We start from the raw sequence: 25,161 nt of genomic DNA, 5'->3' as shown, positions 1-25,161 counted from the left end.
TAAAACATAAAATTGAAAAAATTGCTGAGTAAATTGGCAGAGAATCCGGCTTGTTTCCGGAAAAACCGATCGTGATGCATTGTCAAGAAATCTGCTCATTTCACTAAAATCATATAGTGAGAATTTGACAGATAAAAAATTGAATAAAGATGGCTTTATAGATTAGACCGCATAAATAGGGCAATTGAGTGCTGCATTCAATTGCCCTTAAATTTTAAAGTCATCTTATAGATTAGATCTATATTGGCTCATTACTCAATCATCATAAGGTCAGCACTGCTGGCAGATTTTAATTGTCGTAGCGCAAAAATAGAGCGTGTATGGCGTATACCTTTCATAGAATATAAGTTTTTACGCAAAAAACGCTCATAGTGTTCAGCATTTTTAACCGCCACTTTCACCAAATAATCATAATCGCCAGTGACTAAATGTGCCTCTACCACTTCTGGCATATTGGCTAAAGTTTCACTAAATTGATCTAAAATTTCATCATCGTGACGTTCTAATGTGATTTCAATAAAGAATAATTCATTGATCCCAATCGATTTTGGATTGATATTGGCTGTATAGCCGTCGATAATTTTTAAATTTTCTAGACGCTTTAAGCGTGTCCAACACGGCGAAGAGGAGAGACCAACACGTTCAGAAAGCTGGGCTATGGTGAGTCGTCCATCTTCTCTTAATGCGGATAATATTAAGCGATCAATTCTGTCGAGGTTGTGTCGTGCTTCACTCATGCCAAAATAGAATATAATTGAGAAAAAATAGTTATATCATTTTTTGCAATGGTCGGCTGAAGAAAATAAGCACACTTGGACTTTCAGTGCAGATTTTAAAGATAGAAAAATAAATTATGTAAGGTGTTAGGTAGTGTGATTGAATCTATAAGTAGAAAATCTTGTGCAGACCATAAAAAGACCACTCAGCCGGATTACTGACTGAGTGGCAAAACTTAAGCGTGTAACTGTTGTTCAATGATCGGCCATAAGTTTTGATGTGATGATTTAAACATCAACATATGTCCGATGGCTTTATGACCTGTTTCTTTCGGTTTTAACTCAATCATTTGAGTCGAAGCATTCGGGTATAAGCGCAGCAAGTCTTTGACATTGGCTTCCGTGGCGATTTCGTCATCAGAGCTCCATACGGCAGTGATCGGGCAGCTCACTTGTTGATGAAAATCATGCTGAACAGTTTTGCCTAAGGCATTGATGACATAACCAGGTTTGCTACAAAATTCAGCCCATTCACGAGCTACATCTTTTGGCAAATTTTCACCCATGCCAATTGCATTGGTCGGGCCATAGCCAATGGTATAGCGTGCAATCGGGAAGATCACATTAAACATCACTGGAGCTAAAAGCTTGGTGCGACCTTTAAGATCTTTGATATGACCTGTAGAGCCAGAAACAGCAACCACTTTGGCAACTTTGTCATAATTTGGCACGATGCCTAATAGTTGTCCGCCTGCGCTATGACCGAGTAATATGACTTTAGGCGCCTGCGTTTTACTGATCAAAGCGTCGATTGCCGCTTGGATATCTAGCTCCCCCCATTGCACAATACTTGCTGTCGATTGTTTTAAAGGGCTGTGTAGCGACTCACCAATACCACGAAAATCAAAAACTAAAACGTCATAGCCTTGTTGGCTTAACCATGTTGCATAACTATTATAAAATTGCTTGGTAATGCCTGTGGCTGGACAAATCAACACAGGTAAAGCCTGTTTTAGCTCTGTCTGGTGTGGATAAAAGCGCGCACTCAGTGGATAGCCGTCTTGGCAATGAATCGTGAGTTTTTCAGATGATGACATGATTCAAACTTTATGGATGTATTCCGATGTCACTAATTTAAACAAGTTCCAAAAAGAAACTTGAAAAGAGTATGACTCTAAAGTCATGTCATAATAGGTTAGAAGTAAGTATTATTGGAGAAGAAATACAGATAAAAATAATGCGTATAATTGAACAATGGATTTGAATTAAAAATGGATATATTTCAACTTTCAAGTGCAGTAAAAATTGCGATAGTTTTTAGTGGGATTTATTTATGGGTAGGTATGCTCACGGGGGTGTGGAAATATGCACAAATAAGACATTCTGAACTAGCACGTGCGCATTATTATGTCGATATAGCACATCGGAGCAGTTTGTTATACGCCCCAGCGACACTCATTTTGGCGGTATTGGCCTATTTTTCAGCACTTCCACATACACTCAATTTACTGTTTGTAATCATCAATCTGTTCTTTTTTAGCTTTTCGATTTTAAGTTATGTACTGCATGGCTATTTAGCCGATACCACCAATCAATTTAAAGTGCCACACGTCTTAGGCAAATGGCATTTGCCTAAATGGATGATGAGTATGGCAATGCTTGGATTGGTGATTGGTGAGTTAATTGCAACACTCGGATTGCTCTTTGGAGTCATCGTTAAATTTTGGTTTTAAGCAAAGTAGTATCAATCATAAATAGTACCAATTAGATTGGAGGCTAATCAGGAGATAAAAGCTTTTAAAGTGCAGGCGATTGTTCGGTAGAAGAATTTATATAAACAAAATTTTAAGTTCTGCAGAATTGAAAATTTATGAGAAAAGGCTGATGATTTTCTGGTTATTTTAGGGATTATTTTTATTGTTATTTAAAATGGATTGAATGATCGAGAAGGTAGGGGTGGCATCTTTTCTTTTTTCAAGATGGATGATGCCTCATCCATCTTCTAACTTAAAATTCTGTTGATTTTTGCTTTCGATATTTGTGGTCAATGACTGCCCATAAATAAAAGGCTACAGAGACAATAAGCGCATAAGCAAAATATTCAGGTCTTAAATTTCCTTGTATTAAGCCTTGAATAAGTAGTGTCAGCATGAGAGCAATAGTGGTGCTTGTATAGGTCACCATGTTCTTATTTGCCTTCAGAGCGTTAATGAAGAATTGCTTTTTGAAATGTACTGATAACATCTCCACCCCTCCTTGTTGTTGTTTAGCCAAAACCCATGATTTTGGTCAGGTTTGAACTACTGTTGTACTTCGAAACTAGAAGTATTTCAATAGTAAATGTCATTATTTTGTCATAAAACTATGTTAGATCATCGTATAAGAATAATCATTTTATTCATATACTAAATATTATGAATCTAAAGGTGTTGACTGGTGAGTAAAATGGTCGATGCATAATATCTATGTATGAATAAGCAATATATATACCAACACGGGTATATCGGCTTTATGACACGAAACCGCCTAGCTTACAGTCTGAATCGAGCTTAATCATGGAGTTTGTGTACGGTGTATTTTGCAGAAAGTATTTGTATTTTAACTATTATTATATTTTGTAGCCAAAGGGCTGGCTTTTTTTCTCATCATGAAAATAAAACTTTATTTAAAAGTTCAATGACTTAGGATTATTGCGCTGTAGTAGGACAAATAAATGTCAGTTTGGGTAAAACTCGACAATTATTGGTCACAGGTAAAATCGTCATTCGGGTAAAACTCCGATTTTAGACAGGTCAAAAAAGGTTATTTTTTAACTTTGTCAATTACAGCAGCAATAATCAGCACAATCGTAGAAGGGATCAGCCATGCTAAATTTTGTTGAGCAAGCGGTAGATTGGCAATAAAGCTTGGAAGTGCATCTTCGAAACCAGCCACTTTTAAACCATCAAAAATACCGAAAATAAACGCACATGCGGTAACAGGCGCAATAACTCTTGATGGTGAAATAAACCATTTAGAGCAGAAGCTAAGTAGGATAACTGCAATCGCAGGTGGATAAATCTCACTTAGAACAGGCACTGAAACTGCAATGAGTTTGGTTAAACCTAAGTTTGAAATCAGCAGTGAGAAACCAACTAAAATGAACACAAAAACTTTGTATGGAATTTTAGTCAATTCTGAGAAATATTCAGCACATGCGCAGGTCAAGCCAATCGCGGTAACCATACATGCAACAAAGATCATTGCAGATAGGAAATAAGCGCCCATATCACCAAATGCATGTTGTACATATGCATGCAGGATCACTGCACCATTTGTTGCATTTGGAGCAATATCATGGCTGCCCATACCGAGTTTGAACAAGCTGATATAAACCAGTGTAAGTCCAATACCTGAAATAATACTGGCAATGACAGCATACTTGGTGACGAGCTTACTATCCGTTACACCACGTGAAGTAATGGCTTTTACGATCACGATACCAAAAACTAAAGCACCTAAAGTATCCATGGTTAAATAACCATTGACCACACCTTCAGAAACTGGTGCAGCCACGTAGTTACCAATTGCAGGCGGAATTACACCAGCAGGGATAAAGAACGCAGAGATACCCAGTACAATGAGACCTAAGATCTTGAGCGGTGAAAGGAAATAACCCACAGTATCCAAAATTTTGTTTGGATAAAGTGAAACAATGGTCACTAATGCAAAATAAATCACGCTATAAAACAGCAGACTGTTTGCGCTGTTACCAAAATAAGAAGAGAAACCAATTTCATAAGAAACGGTAGCTGTACGAGGTGTTGCAAATAAAGGTCCAACAGCTAAGTAACACGCGACAGTAAGGATAATGCTGGCTGCTTTACCCAGAGGTGAACTTAAAACTTGAATAGAACCTTCTACACGCGACAAAGCAATAATCGTGATGACAGGTAGGCCAACTGCGGTGATTAAGAAACCAAATGCAGCTAACCAAACATGTTCACCCGCTTGCTGTGCGACAATTGGTGGGAAAATAATGTTACCTGCACCAATAAACAGTGCAAAGGTCATAAAACCTAAGGCAACAATATCCCGTGTACGAAGACTTGTCATAAAGGGGAGATGAACTGTGAAAAAAGGCAATTTTAGTGCAATTAAGCTCGTTTTTGGAGCAAAATTTATAAATCGTATAGATAGTTTTTATAATACGAATCATGAATATATTGACAGATAAAATAATGTTTTATTTATATTTATGATAAATAAAAGAAATTTATTGTATATAAAATTTTTATAGGAATAAGTTTAGCTATTAAGATTTATCAGATATAAATCAATTGTTCTAATTTTCAGCACTAAATAGGATGCTATAAGCCGAATAAATGCAGAAATATTGGCTGAATAAAACAAAAAAAATCTAAAAGGTCTATAATTCGGTGTATTCAAATTTGAGGATATTCAGATGAAAGCTTCCAAAATCACGATTAAAACCGAGCAAGATATTGAAAAATTACGCATTTCAGGTCGTTTAGCTGCTCAGGTTTTAGAGATGATCGGGGAGTATGTCAAGCCGGGCGTGACGACTGAATATTTGGACGATATCTGTAATGATTTTATCATCAATACACTTAAAGTGATTCCTGCCAATGTTGGCTACTATGGCTATACCAAAACCACCTGTATTTCACCGAATGAAGTGGTTTGTCATGGTATTCCTTCGAAAGAAACCGTATTGAAAGATGGCGACATTATCAATATTGATGTCGCCATCATTAAAGATGGTTATTTTGGTGATACCAGTCGTATGTACTATGTGGGTGAAGTTTCACCTGCGGCTAAAAAGTTAGTCGAAACTACCTACGAGGCCATGGTTGCTGGGATTCATGCAGTTAAACCGGGAGCAACATTGGGAGATGTAGGTTATGCCATTCAACAAGTTGCTCATCGTGAAGGCTACAGCATTGTACGTGAATACTGTGGTCATGGGATTGGTAAGGTTTATCATGAGCAACCGAGCGTTTTACACTATGGTCAACCGGGTCAAGGTGTAATTCTAAAAAAAGGCATGGTCTTTACCATTGAGCCGATGATCAACAGCGGTAAAGCGCGAACTAAAGAATTAAAAGACGGCTGGACAGTGATTACTGCAGACCGCTCTTTATCTGCACAGTGGGAGCATATGGTGGTTGTAACCGATAGTGGTTTTGAGTTGCTATCTCCATGGCCAGAAGGTACAGGTACATATCCTGCAATCTAAGCTAAATCGCGAATTTAATCCTGAATCTGCTGTATCTAAAGGATTGAAGTTAAATTAAATTGTACAAGTGTATATTTTTTGACTTTAGTCTAATAAGTTGTAGTGTGTATGAGCGTTATAGGTTTTAAGACTAAGAGGTTTTCTCTATAGCTTAATTTATAAGGTTTTGCTTATAACTCTGAAAATCAGTTAGAGCTATTAACGATTTAATAAAGATGTATTTTATTTATATAATATGATTACAGATTCTGCTGTAGTTTCTTAGTTTTTAAGTTTTCGCTTACCCATCACATGGGTAAGCTTTTTTTTGCCTAAAATTTAGCGTGTTCATGTTGGCTGAGTTTTTCAACTAAATAATCAATGAAAACACGTACAGCCGGTAATAAGCCACGACGAGATGGATATACAGCATGGAAAATACCATGTGCAGCTTTCCATTCAGGTAATACATGAACCAAAGCACCTGATTTCACATGATCGGACACAATACTGTCGGGTAATAACACCACGCCACAATCTTGGCAGGCTAGTGCAGCTAACATCGATAGGTCAGAGCCCATTACCGTTGGGTTGACTTTAATTTTTTTCTGATGCTGCTGTGCATCGGTCACAATAATATGTTGATCGAGATGCTCATCCGCCATACTTAATATTTGATGTTGTGATAAGTCTTCGGGCTGTTTGAGTTCACCAAATTTATTCAGATAGGCCTGACTGGCAAATAAGTGCTGCTCAATCGTTTCAAATTTACGAATGACTAAATTCGGGTCATCGTCTAGATTTGAACGTACACGCAGCGCAAGGTCGAAGCCTTCATTAATGATATCTACGCGGCGATTGGTCACCATCATTTGCACTTTAATTTCTGGGTACTGCTTTAAAAATTCAGGCAAAATTTTGGTCATTTCATTTTGCGCGATGGAAACAGGTAAGCTGACTTTAATTAAGCCGCGCGGCTGTGTGCTGAGATGATCAACCAAATCGTGTGCGGCTTGAGCGGCATTCATCATGACTTGTGCATGGCGATAGATATTCATACCAATATCTGTAACAGCAAAATGTCGTGAGCTACGTTGAATCAGGCGGACACCTAAACGTTCTTCTAAGTTATAGACCCGACGACTTAGTTTTGATTTTGGAATATCAGTTGCACGTTCTGCTGCACTAAAACCACCATGTTCGACCACTTGGGCAAAACAATAAAAATCATCTAGATCACTCAGCACTGTTCTTATTCCATATTTGCAACGATTTTGCTAATTAACTTGAATTGTTTCATGAAGTCAATCACGTTTTGTAGTTTTTCATGTGAGAAGTTTGAGCAAAATTGCCAAGACTAAAGTCGGGTTAACCTTGTAATCGTTTCACATTAGCATGACCAAACAATAAATGTGGTGTATACATCTTTTAAATAACCGAATTTGAAGGATGTGATTTGAGTGTCGTCCTGATATATTCAAATAAAAGACCATTATGAAAGAAATTCGACATTAAAGGACAATGTCATGGAATTAAGACATTTACGTTACTTTGTCGCCGTTGTAGAAGAACAGAGTTTTACGAAGGCTGCTGAAAAGCTATTTATTGCTCAACCTCCTTTAAGTCGTCAAATTCAAAATTTAGAAGAAGAGTTGGGTGCACAGCTTTTTGAGCGTGGCAGCCGTCCTTTGAGAACCACCACCATTGGCCGTTTCTTTTATCAGCAAGCCGTGAAATTACTTTCCAATGCAGAAGAAATTAAGCTCATTACGCAGCGGGCCAGTGCTACTGAACGCACGATTAATATCGGTTATGGCGGTTCGCTACTCTGTGGTTTATTACCTCGAATTGTTTATTTGTTCCGTCAGCAATATCCACACTTAAATGTAAATTTAATTGAACTGAGTGCAGTCGATCAGATTCAGGCATTAAAAGAAGGTCGGGTTGATGCATGTTTTAGCCGAGTTCGAGTGTCGGATCAGGCGGTTAAACGTGTGCTATTGCGTGAAGAGCCTCTGATTGTTGCGGTGCATTCAAGCCATCCTTTATCTTCACAGCAGCAGATTGCATTAAATAATCTCAAAGATGAGCAGATTTTTATCTATCCAGCAACGGATGGTCAAAGTTATGCAACGCTGATCAAGTCTTTATTTTTAGAATATGGGATGGAGCCGAAACGCTTCAATACTCAAGCAGATTTGCAGCAATCACTGGGTATGGTCGCTGCGGGCGAAGGCATTTGTATTGTTCCTGAATCTGTCCAAATTATGCAGTTTAGGCATGTGAATTATGTGAAATTATCGGACAGTGCCGCCATTAGCCAAATTTATTTGATTGTGCGGAATGATGATGAAGGCGAATTGGCGCGTCCTTTATTTGACTGCGTCTACCAAGTGTATGATTTGGAAGCAATTGAATACGATCGTCGGGTTTTCTAACACTTGTTTTAACATTAAAAACAATTTGATTTTGAAATTAATTTTTAAGTTACCTATTAAGTAAAACATCCTGTATATAAAAAAATAGGTTCAATCTTGAAAAGTAATGAGCCTATTTTTTTATTCAGTCTTATTAGAGCGCTTGTTTTAAGAACTTGGTGATTTCACGGCTAAATTTGACCGGTTCACTGAGTAATGGCGTGTGTCCCGATTTTTTAAAAATAATCTGCTCTGCATTGGCTAGACTGTCAGCAATAATTTTTTGACCTTGAGCAGGGTAGAGGATCGATTTTGCCCCTGTGAAAAAAGTTGTTGGTGCGGTGAGTGCTGCAATGGCTTCACGATAATCTTCAGTATGGTTCAGATAATTTTGAATATACCAATATAAATAGGCCACACTTTGTGAGGGTAACATCAGCTTCTGTAACGTCGGTTGTTGGTATGCAAAACGGAAAGCGGATAATGCATATGGATTGCTATTTTGTAAGTCTATGAACCTTAACCAAGCGTCGACTAGACCTTGACGGTCATGTTTATTCATCTGCTGTGCAAATGGCACAGAGAGGTTGGTTGCAAGTACCTTCGAGATGTCTTCTAAAATACTTAAAAACTCAGTGTGACGTTTGCCATATAAACCAAATTGCCAATCTGCATCTACTCGTATTTTAGGGGTTTGATCGATGTGTAAATAACGTTTAATTTTTTCAGCAAACTGACCGTATTTTAAACCGTGCATGGTGGTCGTTGCCCCCATGGAGTAAGCAATCACCGTGATTTTATCGTAACCAAGTTGGGAAACTAAGCTGTCAATATCTCGCCAATGGCTTGAAATGGTGTCCATATTTGGAATTTGACAATGTTTAGAGCCGCCAAATCCACGCCAGTCTGGAATGATAAATTTAAAATGCTTTCGGTGTTGATATAGAAAAGGGTGCCATTGCCAACTTTGCATGCCCAGTCCAGATAAAACCAGAATGGGTTCTCCTTGACCATATTCACGAACATACAGTTGTTGCTGATCGGGCATTGTATAGTGTGGCATGCGGCTTCCTATTTATTTTTTTGTTTTAGCGATTAAATTTATGCAATTGTGGAATGATGGTTTCGAGCCATTTGATCCAACCGATTTCCAAATCTATCCCAAGCTGTAAAATCATTTTATGAATGTACAAAGTACGGTCTTCATCATGCGCATGTGCAAAGTCTTTTGCAAAAATAGACTGGTACACTTTTAGTTTTTCTTTGTGAATGTCTAGATGGCGCTCTAATTCGGGTAATACGCCATTTGTACCCAGCTGAGCTTCTGCACGTAAACGAACCATCAACTCTTCACGTAATTGAGCCGGAGGGCTTTGCTCAACCATCCAATTGGCTAATTCAACACGTCCAAGCTGTTCAACTTGGTAGGTTTTTTTACGGGTTGTACTGTGCTCATCTTCAATGGTGCTGATCCAGCCTTTTTGCAGCATGCCATTGAGTTCACGGTAGATTTGCTGATGTGTTGCATTCCAAAAAAAGCCCATAGAGCGGTCAAAACGGCGTGCAAGGTCAATTCCTGTACTCGGTTTTTCAAGTAAGCTCGTGAGTAAAACATGGGCTAAAGACATATATGGCTCAGTCAAAATAGTTTTGTACTTTTTATTATGCAACATGTTGCATAAAAATCAAATCTCGCATATAAATTAGTGCAACAAGTTGCAAAAATATTGTATACGTAGATGAAAAGAGAAAGCTCGTATACAAGTGAAGATAAAAATAGCCAGCTTTTCAGCACGCTAAGGAGAAAAAATGTCAAATTATCCAAATTTATTGGCACCACTAGATTTAGGTTTTACAACGCTAAAGAACCGTGTATTGATGGGTTCTATGCATATCGGCCTTGAAGAAGCACCGGGTGGCTATGAACGCATGGCAGCTTTTTACGCTGAGCGTGCGAAAGGTGGTGTAGGTCTGATTGTAACTGGTGGTATTTCTCCCAATGATGATGGTGTGACATTTGCTGGTGGTTCAAAATTAGACTCTTTAGAAGAAGCAGAAAAACATAAAGTGATTACGCAGGCGGTACATGATGCTGGCGGTAAAATTGCGATGCAGATTTTGCATACAGGTCGTTACTCGTATCAGGCCAATAATGTTGCACCTTCATCTATTCAAGCACCAATTAACCCAGTAAAACCGCAAGCTTTAAGCACAGCAGACGTCGAACGCACAATCAATGATTTTGCCAAATGTGCTCAGTTAGCACAGACAGCGGGTTATGATGGTGTAGAGGTCATGGGGTCAGAAGGTTATTTAATTAATGAGTTTATTGCTGCACGTACCAACCACCGTGATGATGAATGGGGTGGCAGTTATGAAAACCGGATTCGTTTTCCAATTGAGATCGTGCGTCGTACGCGTGAATTAGTCGGTGAAAATTTTATTATTATTTACCGTCTTTCTATGTTGGATTTGGTTGAAGGCGGTTCGACTTTCGAAGAAGTTGTGCAACTTGCAAAAGCGATTGAAAAAGCCGGTGCAACCATTATCAATACCGGTATTGGTTGGCACGAAGCACGTATTCCGACCATTGCAACCAAAGTGCCACGTGCTGCATTTACATGGGTGACCAAGAAATTAAAAGGTATAGTGAATGTTCCTTTAATCACCTCAAACCGTATCAATACCCCTGAAATGGCTGAGCACGTACTTGCTTCGGGTGATGCAGATATGGTGTCCATGGCACGTCCAATGCTGGCTGACCCACGTTTTGTGGAAAAAGCAGAACAAGGTCGTAGTGATGAAATTAATACCTGTATTGGTTGTAACCAAGCCTGCCTAGATCATATTTTTTCGATGAAAATTGCAACATGTTTGGTTAACCCTCAAGCTTGCTATGAAACTGAACTGATTTTTAAAGAATCTGCACAGGTGAAAAATATTGCTGTGATTGGTGCGGGACCTGCGGGTTTAAGCTTTGCAACTTATGCTGCAGAGCGTGGTCATAACATAACTATTTTTGAAGCATCGAGCCAAATTGGTGGGCAGTTCAATATCGCGAAAACGATTCCTGGTAAAGAAGAGTTTTATGAAACGCTGCGTTATTTCAAACGCAAAATAGAACTATTGCCTCAGATTAAATTGGTACTGAACCATACGGCAACGTATGAAGAATTAGCTCAGTCTGATTTTGATGACATCGTGGTGGCGACGGGTGTAACGCCGCGTCAGTTAGATATAGATGGTATTGATCATCCAAAAGTATTGAGTTATTTACAGGTTTTACGTGAACGTCAACCTGTGGGCAAACGTGTAGCGATCATTGGTGCAGGCGGTATTGGTTTCGATACGGCTGAATATTTAACGCATGAAGGTGAAAGCGGTAGCCTCAATCCTGAGAAATTTTATGATGAATGGGGTATTGATACCACTTATGCGCAAGTCGGTGGCTTGAAACATCCAGACGTCGAAGAATCGCCGCGTGAAGTGTATTTATTGCAACGTAAGGCTAAATCGGTTGGTGCTGGCTTAGGTAAAACCACGGGTTGGATTCACCGTACAGGTTTGAAACACCGCGATGTGAAAATGATTGCGGGTGCAAGCTACGACAAAATTGATGATCAAGGTTTGCATATTACCGTTGATGGTCAATCACGTATTTTAGATGTTGATCATGTGGTGATTTGTGCAGGTCAGGAATCCTATACCGCGATGTATGAACAGCTACAAGCAGATGGCAAAAATGTGCATTTGATTGGAGGTGCGAAAGAAGCCGGTGAGTTGGATGCTAAACGTGCCATTCGTCAAGGTGCAGATTTGGCTGCGGTGATTTAATCAGCCTCATACTAAACCACGACAACTTCATTCAATTTAATATGCAGTTGTCGTGCTTCCTCTCCATTTGGGAGAGGAGTTTGAGGAAAGGGAAATGATTCATCAAAAAAAAGGACATAAACATGACTATTGAAACAACAAAAAAATCTGTTGCACGTTGGCACGAAATGCTTAACACACGGGATATGAATATTTTAAATGAACTCTTGGCAGAAGATGTGGTGTTTCGTTCACCTGTCGCGTTTAACCCATATCCAGGTAAGCCTGTAGTAACTTTTATTTTGACCAATGTGATTCAAATTTTTGAAAATTTTACCTATCACCGTGAGTTCTATACAGAAGATGGCTTGAACGTAGTTCTTGAGTTTTCTGCCAATGTTGGCGAGAAAAAGTTAAAGGGATCGACATGATTCAGTTTAATGAACAAGGTCAGATGATTGATTTTGAAGTCATGCTTCGTCCAAAAAGTGGCTTAGAAGCATTGGCTGCAAAAATGGGTGAGCGCATTATGCAATATCAGCCTTAAATCTGCTGATTTTAAATGCTCATCACAGAATGATAAAAAGCATGATGGATATTGTCATGCTTTTTGCTTTTGAGGCTTAAGCAAACAAATATTGCTAGCGAGATATGGTTTTGTAGATACGTTTTTTTTAATGGGCATTGTTAGTCAAAGTGAAAAGATTGGAATAATTTGCTGTGGTGCGAAGCGAGGTGAAGGTAAGGTCAATGAATAATGTGATGCATAAAGGGCGTCAGGCTCTTTTAAATTTTGTAGATCATGCAATCGGTGCAGAATTACCACAGCTTTATTATCATCCTGAAGGGCAAATGAAACATGTGCTGCCGAAGTTAAAGCAACTACATAAAAAATATCGTCCTACGCCTTGGCTGTCGAATACCCATGCACATTTACTGTATTTTGATGTCATTAAAAAGCAGCAAGTAAAGCTCAAATACGACGCCATAGAGCAGCTAACCATGGCTGATGGTGGAATCACAGCCATTGCATGGTTAGGTTTAGATTTACCTGCGGCTGTGCCAACTGTGGTGCTCATGCATACGATTACGGGAACGCCTGAAAGTATGCGAGAAGTGGTTCGGGATCTTCATCTATATACAGGTTGGCGCATTGCACTGTGTTTAAGACGTGGTCATGCCAATTTACCTATGCCTGTTGCCAAAATAAACTTATTTGGTTCAACCGATGACCTGCGTGAACAGATTGCCTTTATTCAGCAGAAATTTCCCGAATCGAATTTATTTGGCGTCGGTTCATCTGCAGGAACGGGGTTATTGGTCCGCTATTTAGGCGAACAAGGTGAGGAAACACCACTTAAAGCGGCTTTTGCTTTATGTCCGGGCTATGACACCGAGCTTGGCTTTAAAAATGTACATCCTTTTTACAGTAAAATGATGACCAAGAAGCTCTTTCAGAAATTTGTAGAACCCTATTCTGCAACATGGTCAACGACTCCATCTATAATTGAAGTCCTAAAAAGTAAAGATCTGGCGCAGTTTGAACGTACATATTTTCAAATGGCGGGTTTTACTGATTATGAAAGTTATGCCAAATCCACCAACCCAATTTATGTATTTGAAAATCTTAAAATTCCTTTGATGATTTTAAATGCCGAAGACGATCCTATTTGCCACATTCAAAACTTTGAACCCTATAAAGAATTAATCCGTTCTTTGCCGAATGTAGTGGTGGTGACCACTAAAAAAGGCAGTCACTGTGGTTATTATGAAGGTCTAGTGGAAACCCATTCATGGGCAACCAAATTGATGGCAGATTTTTTAAAGTTATATGCGAATTAAAAAATAGCCTATTTTTAATAGGCTATTTTTTGTGAAATTACTCAGCTTGTGCGCAACATGCAGATGTTTGAGGTTTAAGCTTCATTTGAATCAATACTAAAATCAACGCTATAGCGCTCAGTGTAGCGCCTGCATAAGACACCGCGGCATAGCTGAGGTTAAGATTTAGCACTGCGGCACCAGCAACAGCGCCCAAAGCATTTCCAAGATTAAATGCACCAATATTCACTGAAGAAGCGAGGCCTGGTGCATCGTGAGCGACTGTCATAACACGCATTTGTAAAGGTGGTACAACGGCAAAGGCTGCTGCTCCCCAGATGATTAATGCAATCGCCGCGCCAATGGTGGATGTTGCTAAAATTGGAAATAACAGCATCATCAGCATGAGTAAGACTAAAAAGCCAATCAAGGTTTTATCTAAGGATTGATCTGCAAACTTACCACCGAAATGGTTACCAATTGAAAATCCGATCCCGATTAAAACCAACATGAAAGTGATAAGTTCAGGGCTTGCATGAGTAAAGACTTTTAAACTTGGTGCGATATAGGTATAGAGCGCGAACATAGCTCCAGCACTCATGACCGTGGTGAGCAGTGCTAAAACAACAGGCATGCGTGTTAATACTTTTAACTCTGCTCGTACATCTGGTTTTTCGGTCTGTTGCTGATGGGGTAGTGCTTTCCATAATGCCAACATGGTGATGATGCCAAGTAAGGTGATGGCCGCAAAAGACATACGCCAACCGATATTTTGCCCCACCCATGTTGCGAGTGGCACGCCGCCAATATTGGCAATGGTCAAGCCCATAAACATCATGGCAACAGCACTGGCTTGTTTATCTTTCGGCACAACACTCGCTGCAACCACAGAACCTAAGCCAAAAAATGCACCATGATTTAAGCTGGTGACTAAGCGTGCAGCCATTAAACCAAGATAATTGGGTGCAATCGTTGCCAAAATATTACCGATGGTAAAGATTGCCATCAGTAAAATAAGGGCAGTACGTTTAGGAAAACGTGCTAACCATAAGGTCATTAATGGGGCACCAATCATGACGCCAACGGCATAGGCACTAATCAGTAAGCCCGCTTGAGGAATAGACACCGATAAATCTGCTGCGATTTCAGGTAAGAAGCCCATGGGTGAAAATTCTGTTGTGCCAATTGCAAAAGCACCTACGGCTAATGCAATTAATGGAAAATTGAATTTCATATTAAATATCCCAAACTGGAGCAAGTTCAGGTGGGTTCACTTCACGCGCATTTCTGTCGAGTGTGGCAATGGCCTGCATCTGTTCAGGTGTTAAATGAATCTCTTGAGCTTTTAAATTACTGATTAAATGTTCAGGTTTGGTTGAAGATGGAATCACGGCATAACCTTTTTGCAGTGCCCATGCGAGTGCAATTTGAGCTGAAGTAGCTTGGTGTTCGGCCGCAATATTTAACAGGGTTGGGTCTTGCAAAACTTTGCCATAAGCCAAGGTCATATAGGATGTGACATCTATATTGTTCGTTTGCAGATAATTGACCAATTTTTGATTTTGCAAATATGGACTAAGTTCAATTTGATTGGTTGCAATATTTTCTAGCCCGATGTGATCAATGGCTTGTTGAGTGAGCTCAATATTAAAATTAGATACACCAATATGTTCAGTCAAACCTTGTTTTTTTGCTTCAAGTAAATGTCCCATTAATTCGGGAATATCGACTCCTAGAGCAGGTGCTGGCCAATGAATAAGTGTGAGGTTAACTGCATCAGTCCTCAATTTAATTAAACTGTCTTTTAGACTGGGTATTAGTTTGTCGGCAGCATAATTTTCAGTCCAAATTTTCGTGGTTAAGAAAATATCAGCTCGATTGACCTGACTTTCATGGAGTGCTTGGCCTACTTCTGCTTCATTAGCGTAAATTTGTGCGGTGTCTACAGCACGATATCCTACCTCTAAGGCTGTTTTAACTGAATGAATGACAGTTTCACCTGCCAAACGGAAGGTACCGACACCAAATTGGGGAACAATCATCAGGAATTCTCTTTTTTGAATTGATGCTATTGTGCTGCTAATTTTAATGAAGAAAAATGCATGAGTTTAGAATATATTATTGATTAAAAATCACGAATTCGAATATGCAATGAAATCGACCATTGAGGAGCTGCAGGCTTTTACTGTTATTGTAGATAGTGGCTCTATTATCAAAGCAGCAGAAAGACTGGATCAGACAGCATCGGGTGTCAGCCGCGCATTACAGCGTCTGGAATCTAAATTAAATGTAACCTTGTTGGAACGAACTACCCGCAAAATTAAGCTCACGCAAGAGGGGCAATTGTTTTTAGCAAAAACACGGCGGATATTGAATGATTTGAGCGAAGCGGAAGATTCTCTGCTGAAATTAGATGCAGATACTTCGGGGTTGGTGCGGGTCGATTCTGCGATTTCGTTTATTCTGCATATGATCGTTCCCTTGATTCCAGAATTTAATGCACGTTATCCGCATATACAGATTGAATTAGTAAATCATGATCAAGTGATTGACTTATTAGAGCATAAAGCGGATGTTGCAATTCGCTTTGGAAAATTAAACGACTCCAGTTTGCACGCAAAACTTATCTACAAGAGTCGACTGTGTTTGGTGGCGAGTCCTGAATATCTTCAGCAGCATGGACGTCCGCAAAATGCTGATGAGCTAACCGCACATGCTTTACTTGGATTTAGTCAAATTACCCATATGAATACTTGGCCGATCCAAGTCGCAGGGAAACATTTGACGATCCGACCAAATATTAAGGCATCAAATGGTGAAACCATTCGTGAGCTTGCGATTCATGGGATGGGCATCGCTTGTCTTTCGATTTTTATGTTAGAAAAAGATATTGCAGAAGGGCGATTGGTACAACTTTTAGACGATCAAATTGAGCCACATGAACAGCTTATTCATGCTGTCTATTATCAACAAGAGCATTTACCGAAACGTGTTCGTTTATTTATTGAATATTTAGCTGAAAAATTACAAGAATAGTTGTGAGAAAAACTGTGCATCGTTTTGTGCAGCTTTTTATTTACATAGAAACAATAAAAAACCCGACTTTTGCCGGGTTTTTTTGATCATTTGTTTGATAAAACTTCGATCTTAGTTCTCTAAGGCTGGTGTTGCAGCAGCAATGGCAGCGGCAACGGCGTCATCTTCAGACTGTGCAGAACCAGAGTTTTGTTTAGGTTGAGCAGCTTGCGCAGGTTTTTCTGCTGCTTTAGGTGCTTCTGCTTTTGGAGCAGGAGCTTCTGCAGGAGGAGTAGGTTCACGACGAATTTCAGTTGTTGTATTCGGTGTTTCTTCACGAATCACTTCAACTTGCTGCTGAGTCGGTTCTTCAACAACTGGTTGTTCTTCAACTGGTTCTAATTGTGTAGGTACAGATGCTGTTGGTTCAGATGCTGCAACTTCAACCTGTTCCTGTTCTTCTTCTTTTGGTGCTTCTTTTTTTACACATGCTGTAAGAAGTAGACCTGTTGCGATTGCACCGCAGATTAAAAGTTTCTTATTCATAATTACACAAAACAAAAAAGTGTGGATTGGATAAATGCATTATAACAGCAAATAAGAATATAGAAATGATAAGAACTTACTCTAAATTTTTATGATAATTGCTGTTACAATAGCCAATTGTTAATTGTTCTATGAATTGATGCGGAATGACTTTGCTTTCTTGGTACAGAGTAAAGTAAAATCGCACAACATTGTAGGCCAATTTAGGCTCCATTGTACGAGAAACTTAATGACCCATTTTATTTTCGTTACTGGTGGTGTTGTATCATCACTAGGTAAAGGTATTTCAGCTGCATCAGTGGCTGCGCTTTTAGAAGCCCGTGGTTTAAAAGTAACCATGGTAAAAATGGATCCATACATTAATGTCGATCCAGGGACTATGAGTCCATTCCAACACGGTGAAGTTTTTGTCACAGAGGATGGTGCTGAAACTGACTTAGACTTGGGTTATTACGAACGTTTCTTGCGTCGTGCGAAAATGACCAAACTGAACAACTTTACTTCAGGACGAGTGTACCAAGATGTCTTGAATAAAGAACGTCGTGGTGATTACCTCGGTGGTACAGTTCAAGTTATTCCACATATTACTGACAATATTAAAGAACGTGTTCTTCGTGCAGGTGAAGGCTATGACGTTGCGATCGTTGAGATCGGCGGTACAGTAGGTGACATTGAATCTCTCCCATTCATGGAATCTGTACGTCAACTTATGGTCGAACTAGGTCATAAGCGCACAATGTTAATGCACTTAACTTTACTCCCATATATTAAGTCAGCTGCTGAATTAAAAACTAAACCAACTCAACACTCTGTAAAAGAGCTTTTGTCGATTGGTATTCAACCAGACATCCTGATCTGCCGTACAGAGCATGATGTTGATGCTGACACTACACGTAAAATTGCGTTATTTACGAACGTTGAAGCGCGTGCAGTTGTGGTATGTAAAGATGCGCGTTCAATTTACCAAATTCCACGTACTTTCTATGAACAAAACGTTGATGATTTAATCTGCGAACGTTTTGGTTATGACGATCTTCCAGAAGCTGATCTTACAGACTGGGATAACGTTGTAGATGCATTACTGAACCCTGAATATACAGTTCGTGTAGCGATGGTTGGTAAATACGTTGAACTTCCAGATGCATACAAATCTGTAAACGAAGCACTTTTACATGCGGGTATTCAAAACCGTGTGAAAGTTCAAATCGACTACGTAAATGCAGAAGAACTTGAAAGCCAAGATGTAAACGACGTATTAAAAGACGCGGATGCAATCTTAGTGCCGGGTGGCTTCGGTGAACGTGGTACAGAAGGCAAAATGAAAGCGATTCGTTTTGCACGTGAAAACGGTGTGCCATTCCTTGGCATCTGTTTAGGTATGCAGTTGGCTGTGATCGAATATGCGCGCAACGTTGCGGGTATTAGCGATGCAACTTCTACTGAATTTAACCGTTCTACTAAATCACCATTGATTGGTCTAATCACTGAATGGTTAGATGAGCGCGGCGAAGTTCAACAACGTAATGCAGATTCTGACTTAGGCGGCACAATGCGTCTGGGTGCTCAAAAATCTGAATTGGTTGCGGGAACAAAAACTGCACAAGTTTACGGTTCTGAAGAGATCGTTGAACGTCATCGTCACCGTTATGAAATGAACAACCGTTATATCCCAGTGCTTGAAGAAAAAGGCATGAAGATTTCAGGTTATTCTCCAGTACAGCGTCTCGTTGAAACTGTTGAAATTCCTGAACATCCTTGGTTTATTGCTGTACAATTCCATCCGGAATTTACAAGTTCACCACGTGATGGACACCCATTATTCGCAGGCTTTATTGATGCTGCTAAAAAGCAGTACCAAAAAGCGAAATAATGTGTTTTTGACTAAACCAGGAAGAGTTTAAATGTCACAATTAAAACCACAGGAAATTGTACGTTTAGGCGATATACAAATGGCAAATCATTTGCCATTTGTACTATTCGGCGGCATGAACGTACTTGAGTCAAAAGACCTTGCTTTTGAAATTGCTGAAACCTATGTGGATATCTGCAAACGCTTGGATATTCCGTATGTGTTTAAAGCAAGTTTTGATAAAGCCAATCGTTCAAGCTTGAACTCTTTCCGTGGCCCAGGCCTGGAAAAAGGAATCGAGTGGTTAGCTGACATAAAAAAACACTTTAATGTGCCGATTATTACTGACGTACATGAACCATATCAAGCTGCGCCTGTTGCTGAAGTTGCGGATATTATCCAGCTTCCTGCATTTTTAAGCCGTCAAACTGACCTTGTTGAAGCGATGGCGAAAACTGATGCCATCATCAATATTAAAAAAGCACAGTTCCTCGCACCACACGAAATGCGTCATATTTTGCATAAGTGTTTGGAAGCAGGGAATGACAAACTGATTCTTTGTGAACGTGGTTCAGCATTTGGTTACAATAATTTAGTTGTAGACATGTTGGGCTTTGACATCATGAAAGAAATGAATGTCCCTGTGTTCTTTGATGTTACGCATGCGCTTCAAACGCCGGGTGGTCGTGCGGATTCTGCAGGTGGTCGTCGTGCACAAATCACGACACTGGCACGTGCAGGTATGGCGACTGGTTTAGCAGGTCTGTTCTTAGAAGCTCATCCAGATCCAGAAAATGCCAAATGTGACGGTCCATGTGCGCTACGCATGTCACAGTTGGAACCATTCTTGGCACAGTTAAAAGAACTCGATACCTTGGTCAAAGGTTTCGCAAAGTTAGACACACACTAATTCGATACACATTGATGCGTCACTTTTGACGCATCATTTTTATTAATCAACTGAGGAATTGTTCATGAGCCAAATCGTTGACATTCGTGCACGTGAAATTTTGGACTCTCGTGGTAACCCTACCATCGAAGCAGACGTAATCTTAGCCTCTGGCGTTGTAGGCCGTGCATGTGCACCATCTGGTGCTTCAACTGGTTCTCGTGAAGCTTTAGAACTTCGTGACGGCGACAAAGCTCGTTACTTAGGTAAAGGCGTTAAAACTGCGGTTAACAACGTTAACACAGTAATTCGTGATGCATTGTTGGGTAAATCAGTATTCGAACAAAAAGACATTGATAATACAATGATCGCGCTTGACGGTACTGAAAACAAAGAAAAATTAGGTGCGAACGCAACTTTAGCGGTATCGCTAGCTGCTGCGCGCGCTGCTGCTGATGAAAAGAAAATTCCACTTTTCCAATACATCGCAGACCTTCGTAATAACAGCATTTTGACTATGCCTGTTCCAATGATGAACATCCTAAATGGTGGTTCACATGCAGACAACAACGTAGACATTCAAGAATTTATGATTGAGCCTGTTGGCTTCACTTCATTCTCTGAAGCTTTACGTGCTGGTGCTGAAATTTTCCATTCTTTAAAATCAGTTTTAAAGAAACAAGGTTTAAATACTGCTGTTGGTGATGAAGGCGGTTTTGCACCGAACCTTCGTTCTAACGAAGAAGCAATTACAGTAATTCTTGAAGCAATTGAAAAAACTGGCTACAAAGCAGGTTCTGATATTATGCTTGCGCTTGACTGTGCATCTTCAGAATTCTACAAAGATGGTCAATACATCCTTGCAGGTGAAGGCAATAAAGCATTCACAAGCAACCAATTTGCTGACTACCTTGCTGGTTTTGCAAAACAATACCCAATCATCTCAATTGAAGATGGTTTGGACGAGTCTGATTGGGAAGGCTGGTCTTACCTCACTTCAATCCTTGGCGACAAAATCCAATTGGTTGGTGATGACCTATTCGTTACGAATCCTAAGATTCTTCAACGTGGTATCAACGAAAAAGTGGGTAACTCGATCCTAATCAAGTACAACCAAATCGGTACGTTGACTGAAACTCTAGATGCAATCTACCTTGCAAAAGCAAATGGTTACACTACAGTAATTTCACACCGTTCTGGTGAAACTGAAGATTCAACTATTGCGGATCTTGCAGTGGGTACAGCAGCGGGTCAAATCAAAACTGGTTCACTTTGCCGTTCTGATCGTGTAGCGAAATATAACCAATTACTTCGTATTGAAGAATTGACTAATGCTGCATATCGCGGTAAAGCTGAGTTCAAAGGTTTGAACTAAGCAGATCATGCTATCTATGTTAAATGTATTTGACTCCAAAGCGAGTAAAGCATTGTTGGGCCTTGCGATCTTTTTGATCGCAGGGTTTCAATATTTATACTGGTTCGGTGAAGGTGGTTATCATCAACATCAACAACTGAGTCAGAAAATACAACAACAAGTCGAACTCAATGACGAATTAAAAGAACGAAATCGCGTACTTGCCGCTGAAGTATACGATTTAAAAAATGGCGTTGAAGCTATTGAAGAGCATGCTCGTCTAGATTTAGGTTTAATTAAACCGCATGAGACTTTCGTACAGATGAGTACGATCAGTACTCAGTACAAACCAATTTATATTGATCCAAACGCAAAAGTAGACCTACGTACCAATGAGTCAGAACCAGCCGAACTTCCACCAGAACCTTAAATTGTGGGCCATTATTCCTGCTGCTGGTTCAGGAAGTCGATTTTCTAAAACTGAACTAAAACAATATCAAAACATTGCGGGTCTAACTGTGCTTGAACACACAGTTGCACGTCTCAACCAATTGCCGTTGACAGGCTATGTATTGGCTATAGGTGAGCAAGATAATGTTGCTCAGACCTTGGCACTCACTAATCAAGAGAAGGCTCATTTTTGTTTAGGCGGTGCAGAGCGTGTGCATTCTGTACTCAATGCATTGCAATATCTATCTTCGATTGCCAATGATGATGATTGGGTGTTTGTTCATGACGCAGCACGACCATGTGTCTCTCAGTTGAGTTTAGAAAATTTAGTTCAATCGGCAGTAGAAACTGAGCAAAGTGCGATTCTCGCCATTCCCGTACGCGATACCTTAAAGCGAGTTGAAACGGCACCACTTATATCAACAACGGTAGATCGTTCAACTTTATGGCAAGCGCAGACACCACAAATTGCCAAATTGGGTGTGCTTAAAAATGCCATTGAACAAGCGCTTGCCGCTGGTGCGACCATCACAGATGAAGCAAGTGCCTTAGAATTTGTCGGTGAGCATGTCAATGTCGTGCAGGGTCGTTCGGACAATATTAAAATTACCTATCCTGATGATTTAGAGTTGGCACGTTTAATTTTAGCGTCTCAAGTGAATAGATGATTATTTCAAGGAATATTTAAGGGACAGTGATTTTTACTGTCGCTTTAATCTATAATTCCCGCATCCTTTTTAGATCTGTTTCGCAATGATCCCTTCTCAACAGTATCGTTTTTTACGTCAGTCATTACGCGATGGCCGCAGTATAAAACACGATTCTTCTCGATGGGCTAAACTTCATTTAGACCCGTGGTTACTTTGCTTCTTGGTACTCAATGCAATATTGGGGCTGATGGTTGTCTATAGTGCGACCGCGGAAGATTCGGGAATGGTACTACGTCAAGCCACAAGTTTTGGTGTGGGCTTTATTGTGATGCTGATCTGCGCGCAAATTCCACCCAAAGTTTACCAATCTATGAGTCCGTACTTATACGCCATCGGTATATTTTTACTGTTGTTGGTTTTGGTCATTGGTGAAAAAAGGATGGGGGCGAAACGCTGGATTAGCTTGCCGGGTATCGGTAGTATGCAGCCGAGTGAATTTATGAAATTTGCCATGCCACTCATGATGGCGTGGTATTTTGCGCGAAAACCATTTCCACCGAAATTTTTACAAATCGTCGGGGCATTAATTTTATTATTGATTCCATTTGCATTGGTCGCTTTACAGCCTGACTTGAATATCGGTTTGATTATTCCGGGTATTTTTGTTTTATTTTTAAGTGGAATGTCTTGGCGTTTAATTGCAGCTGCTTTAACAGCCTTTGCGATTGCAGCACCTGTACTCTGGATGTTCTTTTTGCAGGAATATCAAAAAAAACGTGTACTGACGTTATTCGATCCTGAGTCTGACGCACTTGGTGCAGGTTGGAATATTATTCAGTCTAAAATTGCCATTGGTTCAGGCGGTTTAATGGGTAAGGGGTATACCGAAGGGACACAGTCGCATTTGGGTTATCTGCCAGAGCATCATACTGACTTTATTATGTCGACCTATGCTGAAGAGTTTGGTTTTATTGGTGTATTTCTTTTATTTAGTTTATTTACAGCAATTATTGTTCGCTGTTTGATTATTGGACTAAATTGCTTCCATAATTTTGGACGACTCTATGCAGGAGCGATAGGATTAACTTTCTTCTTTTTTGTATTTTTAAACTCGGGTATGGTCAGTGGGATTTTACCGGTAACAGGTGATCCACTACCGTTGATGAGTTATGGTGGTACAGCTGTAATTGCGATGCTCGCAGGGATGGGGATTGTGATGTCGATTCATACGCATCGTTAAATTTTAAAGCTGGAATTAATCCGGCTTTTTTTATATTTAAAATTTTGGCATTTAAAAAATGGAAGCTGATGTTGATAGATATTTTTCGTGATTCTGAATCGATGTTGGATGAGCTATATAACGAGTTAAATCATTCAGCATTTATTGGTGGCGTGCAGCGACTTGATTTAGTCTATGAATGTTGTGAATTATCCATGGAGCATGGTGAAGCCATTTTACAACTTTTAGAATCACGCCAAGATATATCTGCACTCGCATTATTTCGAATTCAATTTGAAGCTGTGGTGAGGGCATATTGGTTACTAATGGTTGCCTCTAATATAGAAATTCAGAAATTTGAAATTCAACGAGAAGAAGAGTTGCTTCAGAATGTGAAAATTCCTACCGCAGCTGAAATGATTACAAAGTTAGAAAATGTTGTAGAAATTAAGCATATTGTTGAAATGTTTAAAGCGTTTAAGTTCTATTCGTTAAAGCATTTGCATTCGATTGTGCATACTGGTCGAAACTCATTAATTCAGCGAAAAGCTGGGTTGGCGGATGCTCAGCGCATAATAATAGTGAAGCAAGTCAATGGATTTATCATAATGGCAGCTCAAATTTTGCTAAGGCATGCCGCTAAAGAAAAATATATTCATCATATCCATGAAAAATTTAGAGGCTGTTTTCAAATGCAAGACGATATTACAGCAGAAAAAAAAGCCGAAATTGATCGTAAATATAATAAAGCCCTCAAGTGAGGGCTTTATTTAGATATTAATTAATGTAGGAACCATGTGTAGTAGCCCCATAACATGAGTGGCCAAGCGAGGAAGGGGCTAAAAAGCCATTTCCAGAACCAATGGTGTGGTGTAAAACCCACACCATGCACAAAACCACCTGAAATACCTATCATGATGAACATCAGCGCTCGATGGCTATATCCACCATTGTCATCCAGCATGGCAGCAGGATGTACAAGTAACACGGCTGCCAAAGGAAAAGCTAACAGGCAGGAAATGACCATTGCAAATTTATTTGGCTTCTTTTCTACAAGTGATTTTTCTACAGCAGCATCAGTCATTTGTTATTCCTCATCTAGATCTTGATGATGTTCGATGTAAAGCGCACTAAGTACACCTGCAAAACATGCCATCAAGATACCGAGAATCCAAGCAAAATACCACATCGTCTTTTCTCCTTA

At 39.7% G+C, this 25,161-nt stretch carries 25 protein-coding genes and 1 pseudogene; 14 read left to right on the top strand and 12 right to left on the bottom strand.

The window, feature by feature from the left end; all coding sequences use genetic code 11:
- Nucleotides 1-251: 251 nt before the first annotated feature.
- Both FTT88_RS00285 and FTT88_RS00280 read right to left on the bottom strand, forming a co-directional pair.
- A complete protein-coding gene (locus tag FTT88_RS00285; RefSeq protein ID WP_078188537.1) occupies nt 252-737 on the bottom strand; it encodes an Lrp/AsnC family transcriptional regulator in 486 nt (161 codons plus the stop codon).
- A gap of 215 nt (nt 738-952) precedes the next feature.
- Nucleotides 953-1,813: an alpha/beta fold hydrolase gene (locus FTT88_RS00280; protein WP_180173564.1), complete on the bottom strand. Its 861-nt coding sequence runs from the start codon at nt 1,811-1,813 to the stop codon at nt 953-955.
- A gap of 174 nt (nt 1,814-1,987) precedes the next feature.
- Here FTT88_RS00280 and FTT88_RS00275 point away from each other — a divergent pair, with 174 nt between their 5' ends.
- Nucleotides 1,988-2,449 (top strand): hypothetical protein, encoded by a 462-nt coding sequence (locus FTT88_RS00275; protein ID WP_180026270.1) that lies wholly within the window; start codon nt 1,988-1,990, stop codon nt 2,447-2,449.
- A gap of 274 nt (nt 2,450-2,723) precedes the next feature.
- Here FTT88_RS00275 and FTT88_RS00270 read toward each other — a convergent pair whose 3' ends face one another.
- Nucleotides 2,724-2,960 carry a hypothetical protein gene (locus tag FTT88_RS00270; protein WP_078188534.1) on the bottom strand — a complete coding sequence of 79 codons (237 nt, stop codon included), beginning with the start codon at nt 2,958-2,960 and terminating at the stop codon, nt 2,724-2,726.
- Between the two features lie 558 nt (nt 2,961-3,518).
- Entirely contained in the window at nt 3,519-4,811 is a 1,293-nt protein-coding gene (gene brnQ / locus FTT88_RS00265) for a branched-chain amino acid transport system II carrier protein (protein WP_180173563.1), read from the bottom strand.
- A gap of 349 nt (nt 4,812-5,160) precedes the next feature.
- Between brnQ and map the strand changes: the two genes are divergently transcribed.
- Complete coding sequence (map, locus tag FTT88_RS00260; protein WP_180109183.1) at nt 5,161-5,955, top strand: type I methionyl aminopeptidase; 795 nt, start codon at nt 5,161-5,163, stop codon at nt 5,953-5,955.
- Between the two features lie 311 nt (nt 5,956-6,266).
- On the opposite strand, the gene FTT88_RS00255 is transcribed toward map, so the two are convergent.
- Nucleotides 6,267-7,181, bottom strand: a complete 915-nt coding sequence (locus tag FTT88_RS00255; RefSeq protein WP_180055915.1) for a LysR substrate-binding domain-containing protein — start codon at nt 7,179-7,181, stop codon at nt 6,267-6,269.
- 279 nt (nt 7,182-7,460) lie between these two features.
- Between FTT88_RS00255 and FTT88_RS00250 the strand changes: the two genes are divergently transcribed.
- Nucleotides 7,461-8,372 (top strand): LysR family transcriptional regulator, encoded by a 912-nt coding sequence (locus FTT88_RS00250; RefSeq protein ID WP_078188530.1) that lies wholly within the window; start codon nt 7,461-7,463, stop codon nt 8,370-8,372.
- A gap of 133 nt (nt 8,373-8,505) precedes the next feature.
- On the opposite strand, the gene FTT88_RS00245 is transcribed toward FTT88_RS00250, so the two are convergent.
- Both FTT88_RS00245 and FTT88_RS00240 read right to left on the bottom strand, forming a co-directional pair.
- The gene (locus FTT88_RS00245) at nt 8,506-9,414 is read right to left on the bottom strand and encodes an alpha/beta fold hydrolase (protein WP_180173562.1); all 909 of its coding nucleotides are present in this window, start codon (nt 9,412-9,414) and stop codon (nt 8,506-8,508) included.
- A gap of 25 nt (nt 9,415-9,439) precedes the next feature.
- On the bottom strand, nt 9,440-9,979 hold the full coding sequence (locus FTT88_RS00240) for a PadR family transcriptional regulator (RefSeq protein WP_180049622.1): 540 nt from the start codon (nt 9,977-9,979) through the stop codon (nt 9,440-9,442).
- Nucleotides 9,980-10,160: 181 nt separating this feature from the next.
- On the opposite strand from FTT88_RS00240, the gene FTT88_RS00235 reads away from it, so the two are divergent.
- The 3 genes and pseudogenes from FTT88_RS00235 (at nt 10,161) to FTT88_RS00225 (ending at nt 14,006) form a co-directional block, all read left to right on the top strand.
- On the top strand, nt 10,161-12,185 hold the full coding sequence (locus FTT88_RS00235; protein ID WP_180135170.1) for an NADPH-dependent 2,4-dienoyl-CoA reductase: 2,025 nt from the start codon (nt 10,161-10,163) through the stop codon (nt 12,183-12,185).
- Between the two features lie 122 nt (nt 12,186-12,307).
- A pseudogene (locus tag FTT88_RS00230) lies at nt 12,308-12,711 on the top strand (nuclear transport factor 2 family protein).
- A 203-nt stretch (nt 12,712-12,914) separates the two neighbouring features.
- A complete protein-coding gene (locus FTT88_RS00225) occupies nt 12,915-14,006 on the top strand; it encodes a YheT family hydrolase (RefSeq protein ID WP_180173561.1) in 1,092 nt (363 codons plus the stop codon).
- Nucleotides 14,007-14,043: 37 nt separating this feature from the next.
- Here FTT88_RS00225 and FTT88_RS00220 read toward each other — a convergent pair whose 3' ends face one another.
- Together FTT88_RS00220 and dkgB are read right to left on the bottom strand one after the other, a co-directional pair.
- Complete coding sequence (locus FTT88_RS00220; RefSeq protein ID WP_180005103.1) at nt 14,044-15,219, bottom strand: MFS transporter; 1,176 nt, start codon at nt 15,217-15,219, stop codon at nt 14,044-14,046.
- A 1-nt stretch (nt 15,220) separates the two neighbouring features.
- Complete coding sequence (gene dkgB, locus FTT88_RS00215) at nt 15,221-16,027, bottom strand: 2,5-didehydrogluconate reductase DkgB (RefSeq protein ID WP_180173560.1); 807 nt, start codon at nt 16,025-16,027, stop codon at nt 15,221-15,223.
- Between the two features lie 109 nt (nt 16,028-16,136).
- Here dkgB and FTT88_RS00210 point away from each other — a divergent pair, with 109 nt between their 5' ends.
- Nucleotides 16,137-17,021, top strand: a complete 885-nt coding sequence (locus tag FTT88_RS00210; RefSeq protein ID WP_180173559.1) for a LysR family transcriptional regulator — start codon at nt 16,137-16,139, stop codon at nt 17,019-17,021.
- 111 nt (nt 17,022-17,132) lie between these two features.
- Here the strand turns inward: FTT88_RS00210 and FTT88_RS00205 are convergent, their stop codons facing one another.
- Nucleotides 17,133-17,546 (bottom strand): internalin, encoded by a 414-nt coding sequence (locus FTT88_RS00205; protein WP_180026262.1) that lies wholly within the window; start codon nt 17,544-17,546, stop codon nt 17,133-17,135.
- 229 nt (nt 17,547-17,775) lie between these two features.
- Here FTT88_RS00205 and FTT88_RS00200 point away from each other — a divergent pair, with 229 nt between their 5' ends.
- From FTT88_RS00200 to FTT88_RS00170, 7 genes are all read left to right on the top strand, one after another.
- Nucleotides 17,776-19,416: a CTP synthase gene (locus tag FTT88_RS00200; protein WP_180055921.1), complete on the top strand. Its 1,641-nt coding sequence runs from the start codon at nt 17,776-17,778 to the stop codon at nt 19,414-19,416.
- 31 nt (nt 19,417-19,447) lie between these two features.
- Entirely contained in the window at nt 19,448-20,305 is an 858-nt protein-coding gene (gene kdsA / locus FTT88_RS00195; protein WP_078188522.1) for a 3-deoxy-8-phosphooctulonate synthase, read from the top strand.
- 64 nt (nt 20,306-20,369) lie between these two features.
- On the top strand, nt 20,370-21,659 hold the full coding sequence (eno, locus tag FTT88_RS00190) for a phosphopyruvate hydratase (RefSeq protein WP_078188521.1): 1,290 nt from the start codon (nt 20,370-20,372) through the stop codon (nt 21,657-21,659).
- 16 nt (nt 21,660-21,675) lie between these two features.
- The gene (locus FTT88_RS00185; RefSeq protein ID WP_078188520.1) at nt 21,676-22,068 is read left to right on the top strand and encodes a septum formation initiator family protein; all 393 of its coding nucleotides are present in this window, start codon (nt 21,676-21,678) and stop codon (nt 22,066-22,068) included.
- Complete coding sequence (ispD, locus tag FTT88_RS00180) at nt 22,031-22,756, top strand: 2-C-methyl-D-erythritol 4-phosphate cytidylyltransferase (protein ID WP_180117334.1); 726 nt, start codon at nt 22,031-22,033, stop codon at nt 22,754-22,756. The genes FTT88_RS00185 and ispD overlap by 38 nt, the downstream gene beginning before the upstream one ends.
- Nucleotides 22,757-22,841: 85 nt before the next feature.
- Nucleotides 22,842-23,978 carry a rod shape-determining protein RodA gene (gene rodA, locus FTT88_RS00175; RefSeq protein ID WP_111884954.1) on the top strand — a complete coding sequence of 379 codons (1,137 nt, stop codon included), beginning with the start codon at nt 22,842-22,844 and terminating at the stop codon, nt 23,976-23,978.
- A gap of 68 nt (nt 23,979-24,046) precedes the next feature.
- Nucleotides 24,047-24,718, top strand: a complete 672-nt coding sequence (locus tag FTT88_RS00170) for a hypothetical protein (RefSeq protein WP_257232995.1) — start codon at nt 24,047-24,049, stop codon at nt 24,716-24,718.
- A 20-nt stretch (nt 24,719-24,738) separates the two neighbouring features.
- Here the strand turns inward: FTT88_RS00170 and FTT88_RS00165 are convergent, their stop codons facing one another.
- Nucleotides 24,739-25,041: a cyd operon YbgE family protein gene (locus FTT88_RS00165; protein WP_078188516.1), complete on the bottom strand. Its 303-nt coding sequence runs from the start codon at nt 25,039-25,041 to the stop codon at nt 24,739-24,741.
- A 3-nt stretch (nt 25,042-25,044) separates the two neighbouring features.
- Nucleotides 25,045-25,146: a cytochrome bd-I oxidase subunit CydX gene (gene cydX, locus FTT88_RS00160; RefSeq protein ID WP_002120988.1), complete on the bottom strand. Its 102-nt coding sequence runs from the start codon at nt 25,144-25,146 to the stop codon at nt 25,045-25,047.
- Between the last annotated feature and the right edge of the window lie 15 nt (nt 25,147-25,161).

The sequence above is a fragment of the Acinetobacter sp. YH01024 genome (assembly GCF_013420195.1).
Taxonomy (GTDB): domain Bacteria; phylum Pseudomonadota; class Gammaproteobacteria; order Pseudomonadales; family Moraxellaceae; genus Acinetobacter; species Acinetobacter amyesii.
This window is presented reverse-complemented; position numbering and strand designations above follow the sequence as displayed.

Coding starts and splice junctions, on each gene's coding strand:
- dkgB (WP_180173560.1), bottom strand. CDS start 16,027: ATGATTGTTCCCCAATTTGGTGTCGGTACCTTCCGTTTGGCAGGTGAA.
- FTT88_RS00275 (WP_180026270.1), top strand. CDS start 1,988: ATGGATATATTTCAACTTTCAAGTGCAGTAAAAATTGCGATAGTTTTT.
- kdsA (WP_078188522.1), top strand. CDS start 19,448: ATGTCACAATTAAAACCACAGGAAATTGTACGTTTAGGCGATATACAA.
- FTT88_RS00250 (WP_078188530.1), top strand. CDS start 7,461: ATGGAATTAAGACATTTACGTTACTTTGTCGCCGTTGTAGAAGAACAG.
- cydX (WP_002120988.1), bottom strand. CDS start 25,146: ATGTGGTATTTTGCTTGGATTCTCGGTATCTTGATGGCATGTTTTGCA.
- brnQ (WP_180173563.1), bottom strand. CDS start 4,811: ATGACAAGTCTTCGTACACGGGATATTGTTGCCTTAGGTTTTATGACC.
- FTT88_RS00270 (WP_078188534.1), bottom strand. CDS start 2,960: ATGTTATCAGTACATTTCAAAAAGCAATTCTTCATTAACGCTCTGAAG.
- FTT88_RS00235 (WP_180135170.1), top strand. CDS start 10,161: ATGTCAAATTATCCAAATTTATTGGCACCACTAGATTTAGGTTTTACA.
- FTT88_RS00225 (WP_180173561.1), top strand. CDS start 12,915: ATGAATAATGTGATGCATAAAGGGCGTCAGGCTCTTTTAAATTTTGTA.
- FTT88_RS00205 (WP_180026262.1), bottom strand. CDS start 17,546: ATGAATAAGAAACTTTTAATCTGCGGTGCAATCGCAACAGGTCTACTT.
- rodA (WP_111884954.1), top strand. CDS start 22,842: ATGATCCCTTCTCAACAGTATCGTTTTTTACGTCAGTCATTACGCGAT.
- FTT88_RS00165 (WP_078188516.1), bottom strand. CDS start 25,041: ATGACTGATGCTGCTGTAGAAAAATCACTTGTAGAAAAGAAGCCAAAT.
- FTT88_RS00240 (WP_180049622.1), bottom strand. CDS start 9,979: ATGTCTTTAGCCCATGTTTTACTCACGAGCTTACTTGAAAAACCGAGT.
- FTT88_RS00280 (WP_180173564.1), bottom strand. CDS start 1,813: ATGTCATCATCTGAAAAACTCACGATTCATTGCCAAGACGGCTATCCA.
- ispD (WP_180117334.1), top strand. CDS start 22,031: ATGAGTCAGAACCAGCCGAACTTCCACCAGAACCTTAAATTGTGGGCC.
- FTT88_RS00200 (WP_180055921.1), top strand. CDS start 17,776: ATGACCCATTTTATTTTCGTTACTGGTGGTGTTGTATCATCACTAGGT.
- eno (WP_078188521.1), top strand. CDS start 20,370: ATGAGCCAAATCGTTGACATTCGTGCACGTGAAATTTTGGACTCTCGT.
- FTT88_RS00285 (WP_078188537.1), bottom strand. CDS start 737: ATGAGTGAAGCACGACACAACCTCGACAGAATTGATCGCTTAATATTA.
- FTT88_RS00170 (WP_257232995.1), top strand. CDS start 24,047: ATGTTGATAGATATTTTTCGTGATTCTGAATCGATGTTGGATGAGCTA.
- FTT88_RS00220 (WP_180005103.1), bottom strand. CDS start 15,219: ATGAAATTCAATTTTCCATTAATTGCATTAGCCGTAGGTGCTTTTGCA.
- FTT88_RS00185 (WP_078188520.1), top strand. CDS start 21,676: ATGTTAAATGTATTTGACTCCAAAGCGAGTAAAGCATTGTTGGGCCTT.
- FTT88_RS00245 (WP_180173562.1), bottom strand. CDS start 9,414: ATGCCACACTATACAATGCCCGATCAGCAACAACTGTATGTTCGTGAA.
- map (WP_180109183.1), top strand. CDS start 5,161: ATGAAAGCTTCCAAAATCACGATTAAAACCGAGCAAGATATTGAAAAA.
- FTT88_RS00210 (WP_180173559.1), top strand. CDS start 16,137: ATGAAATCGACCATTGAGGAGCTGCAGGCTTTTACTGTTATTGTAGAT.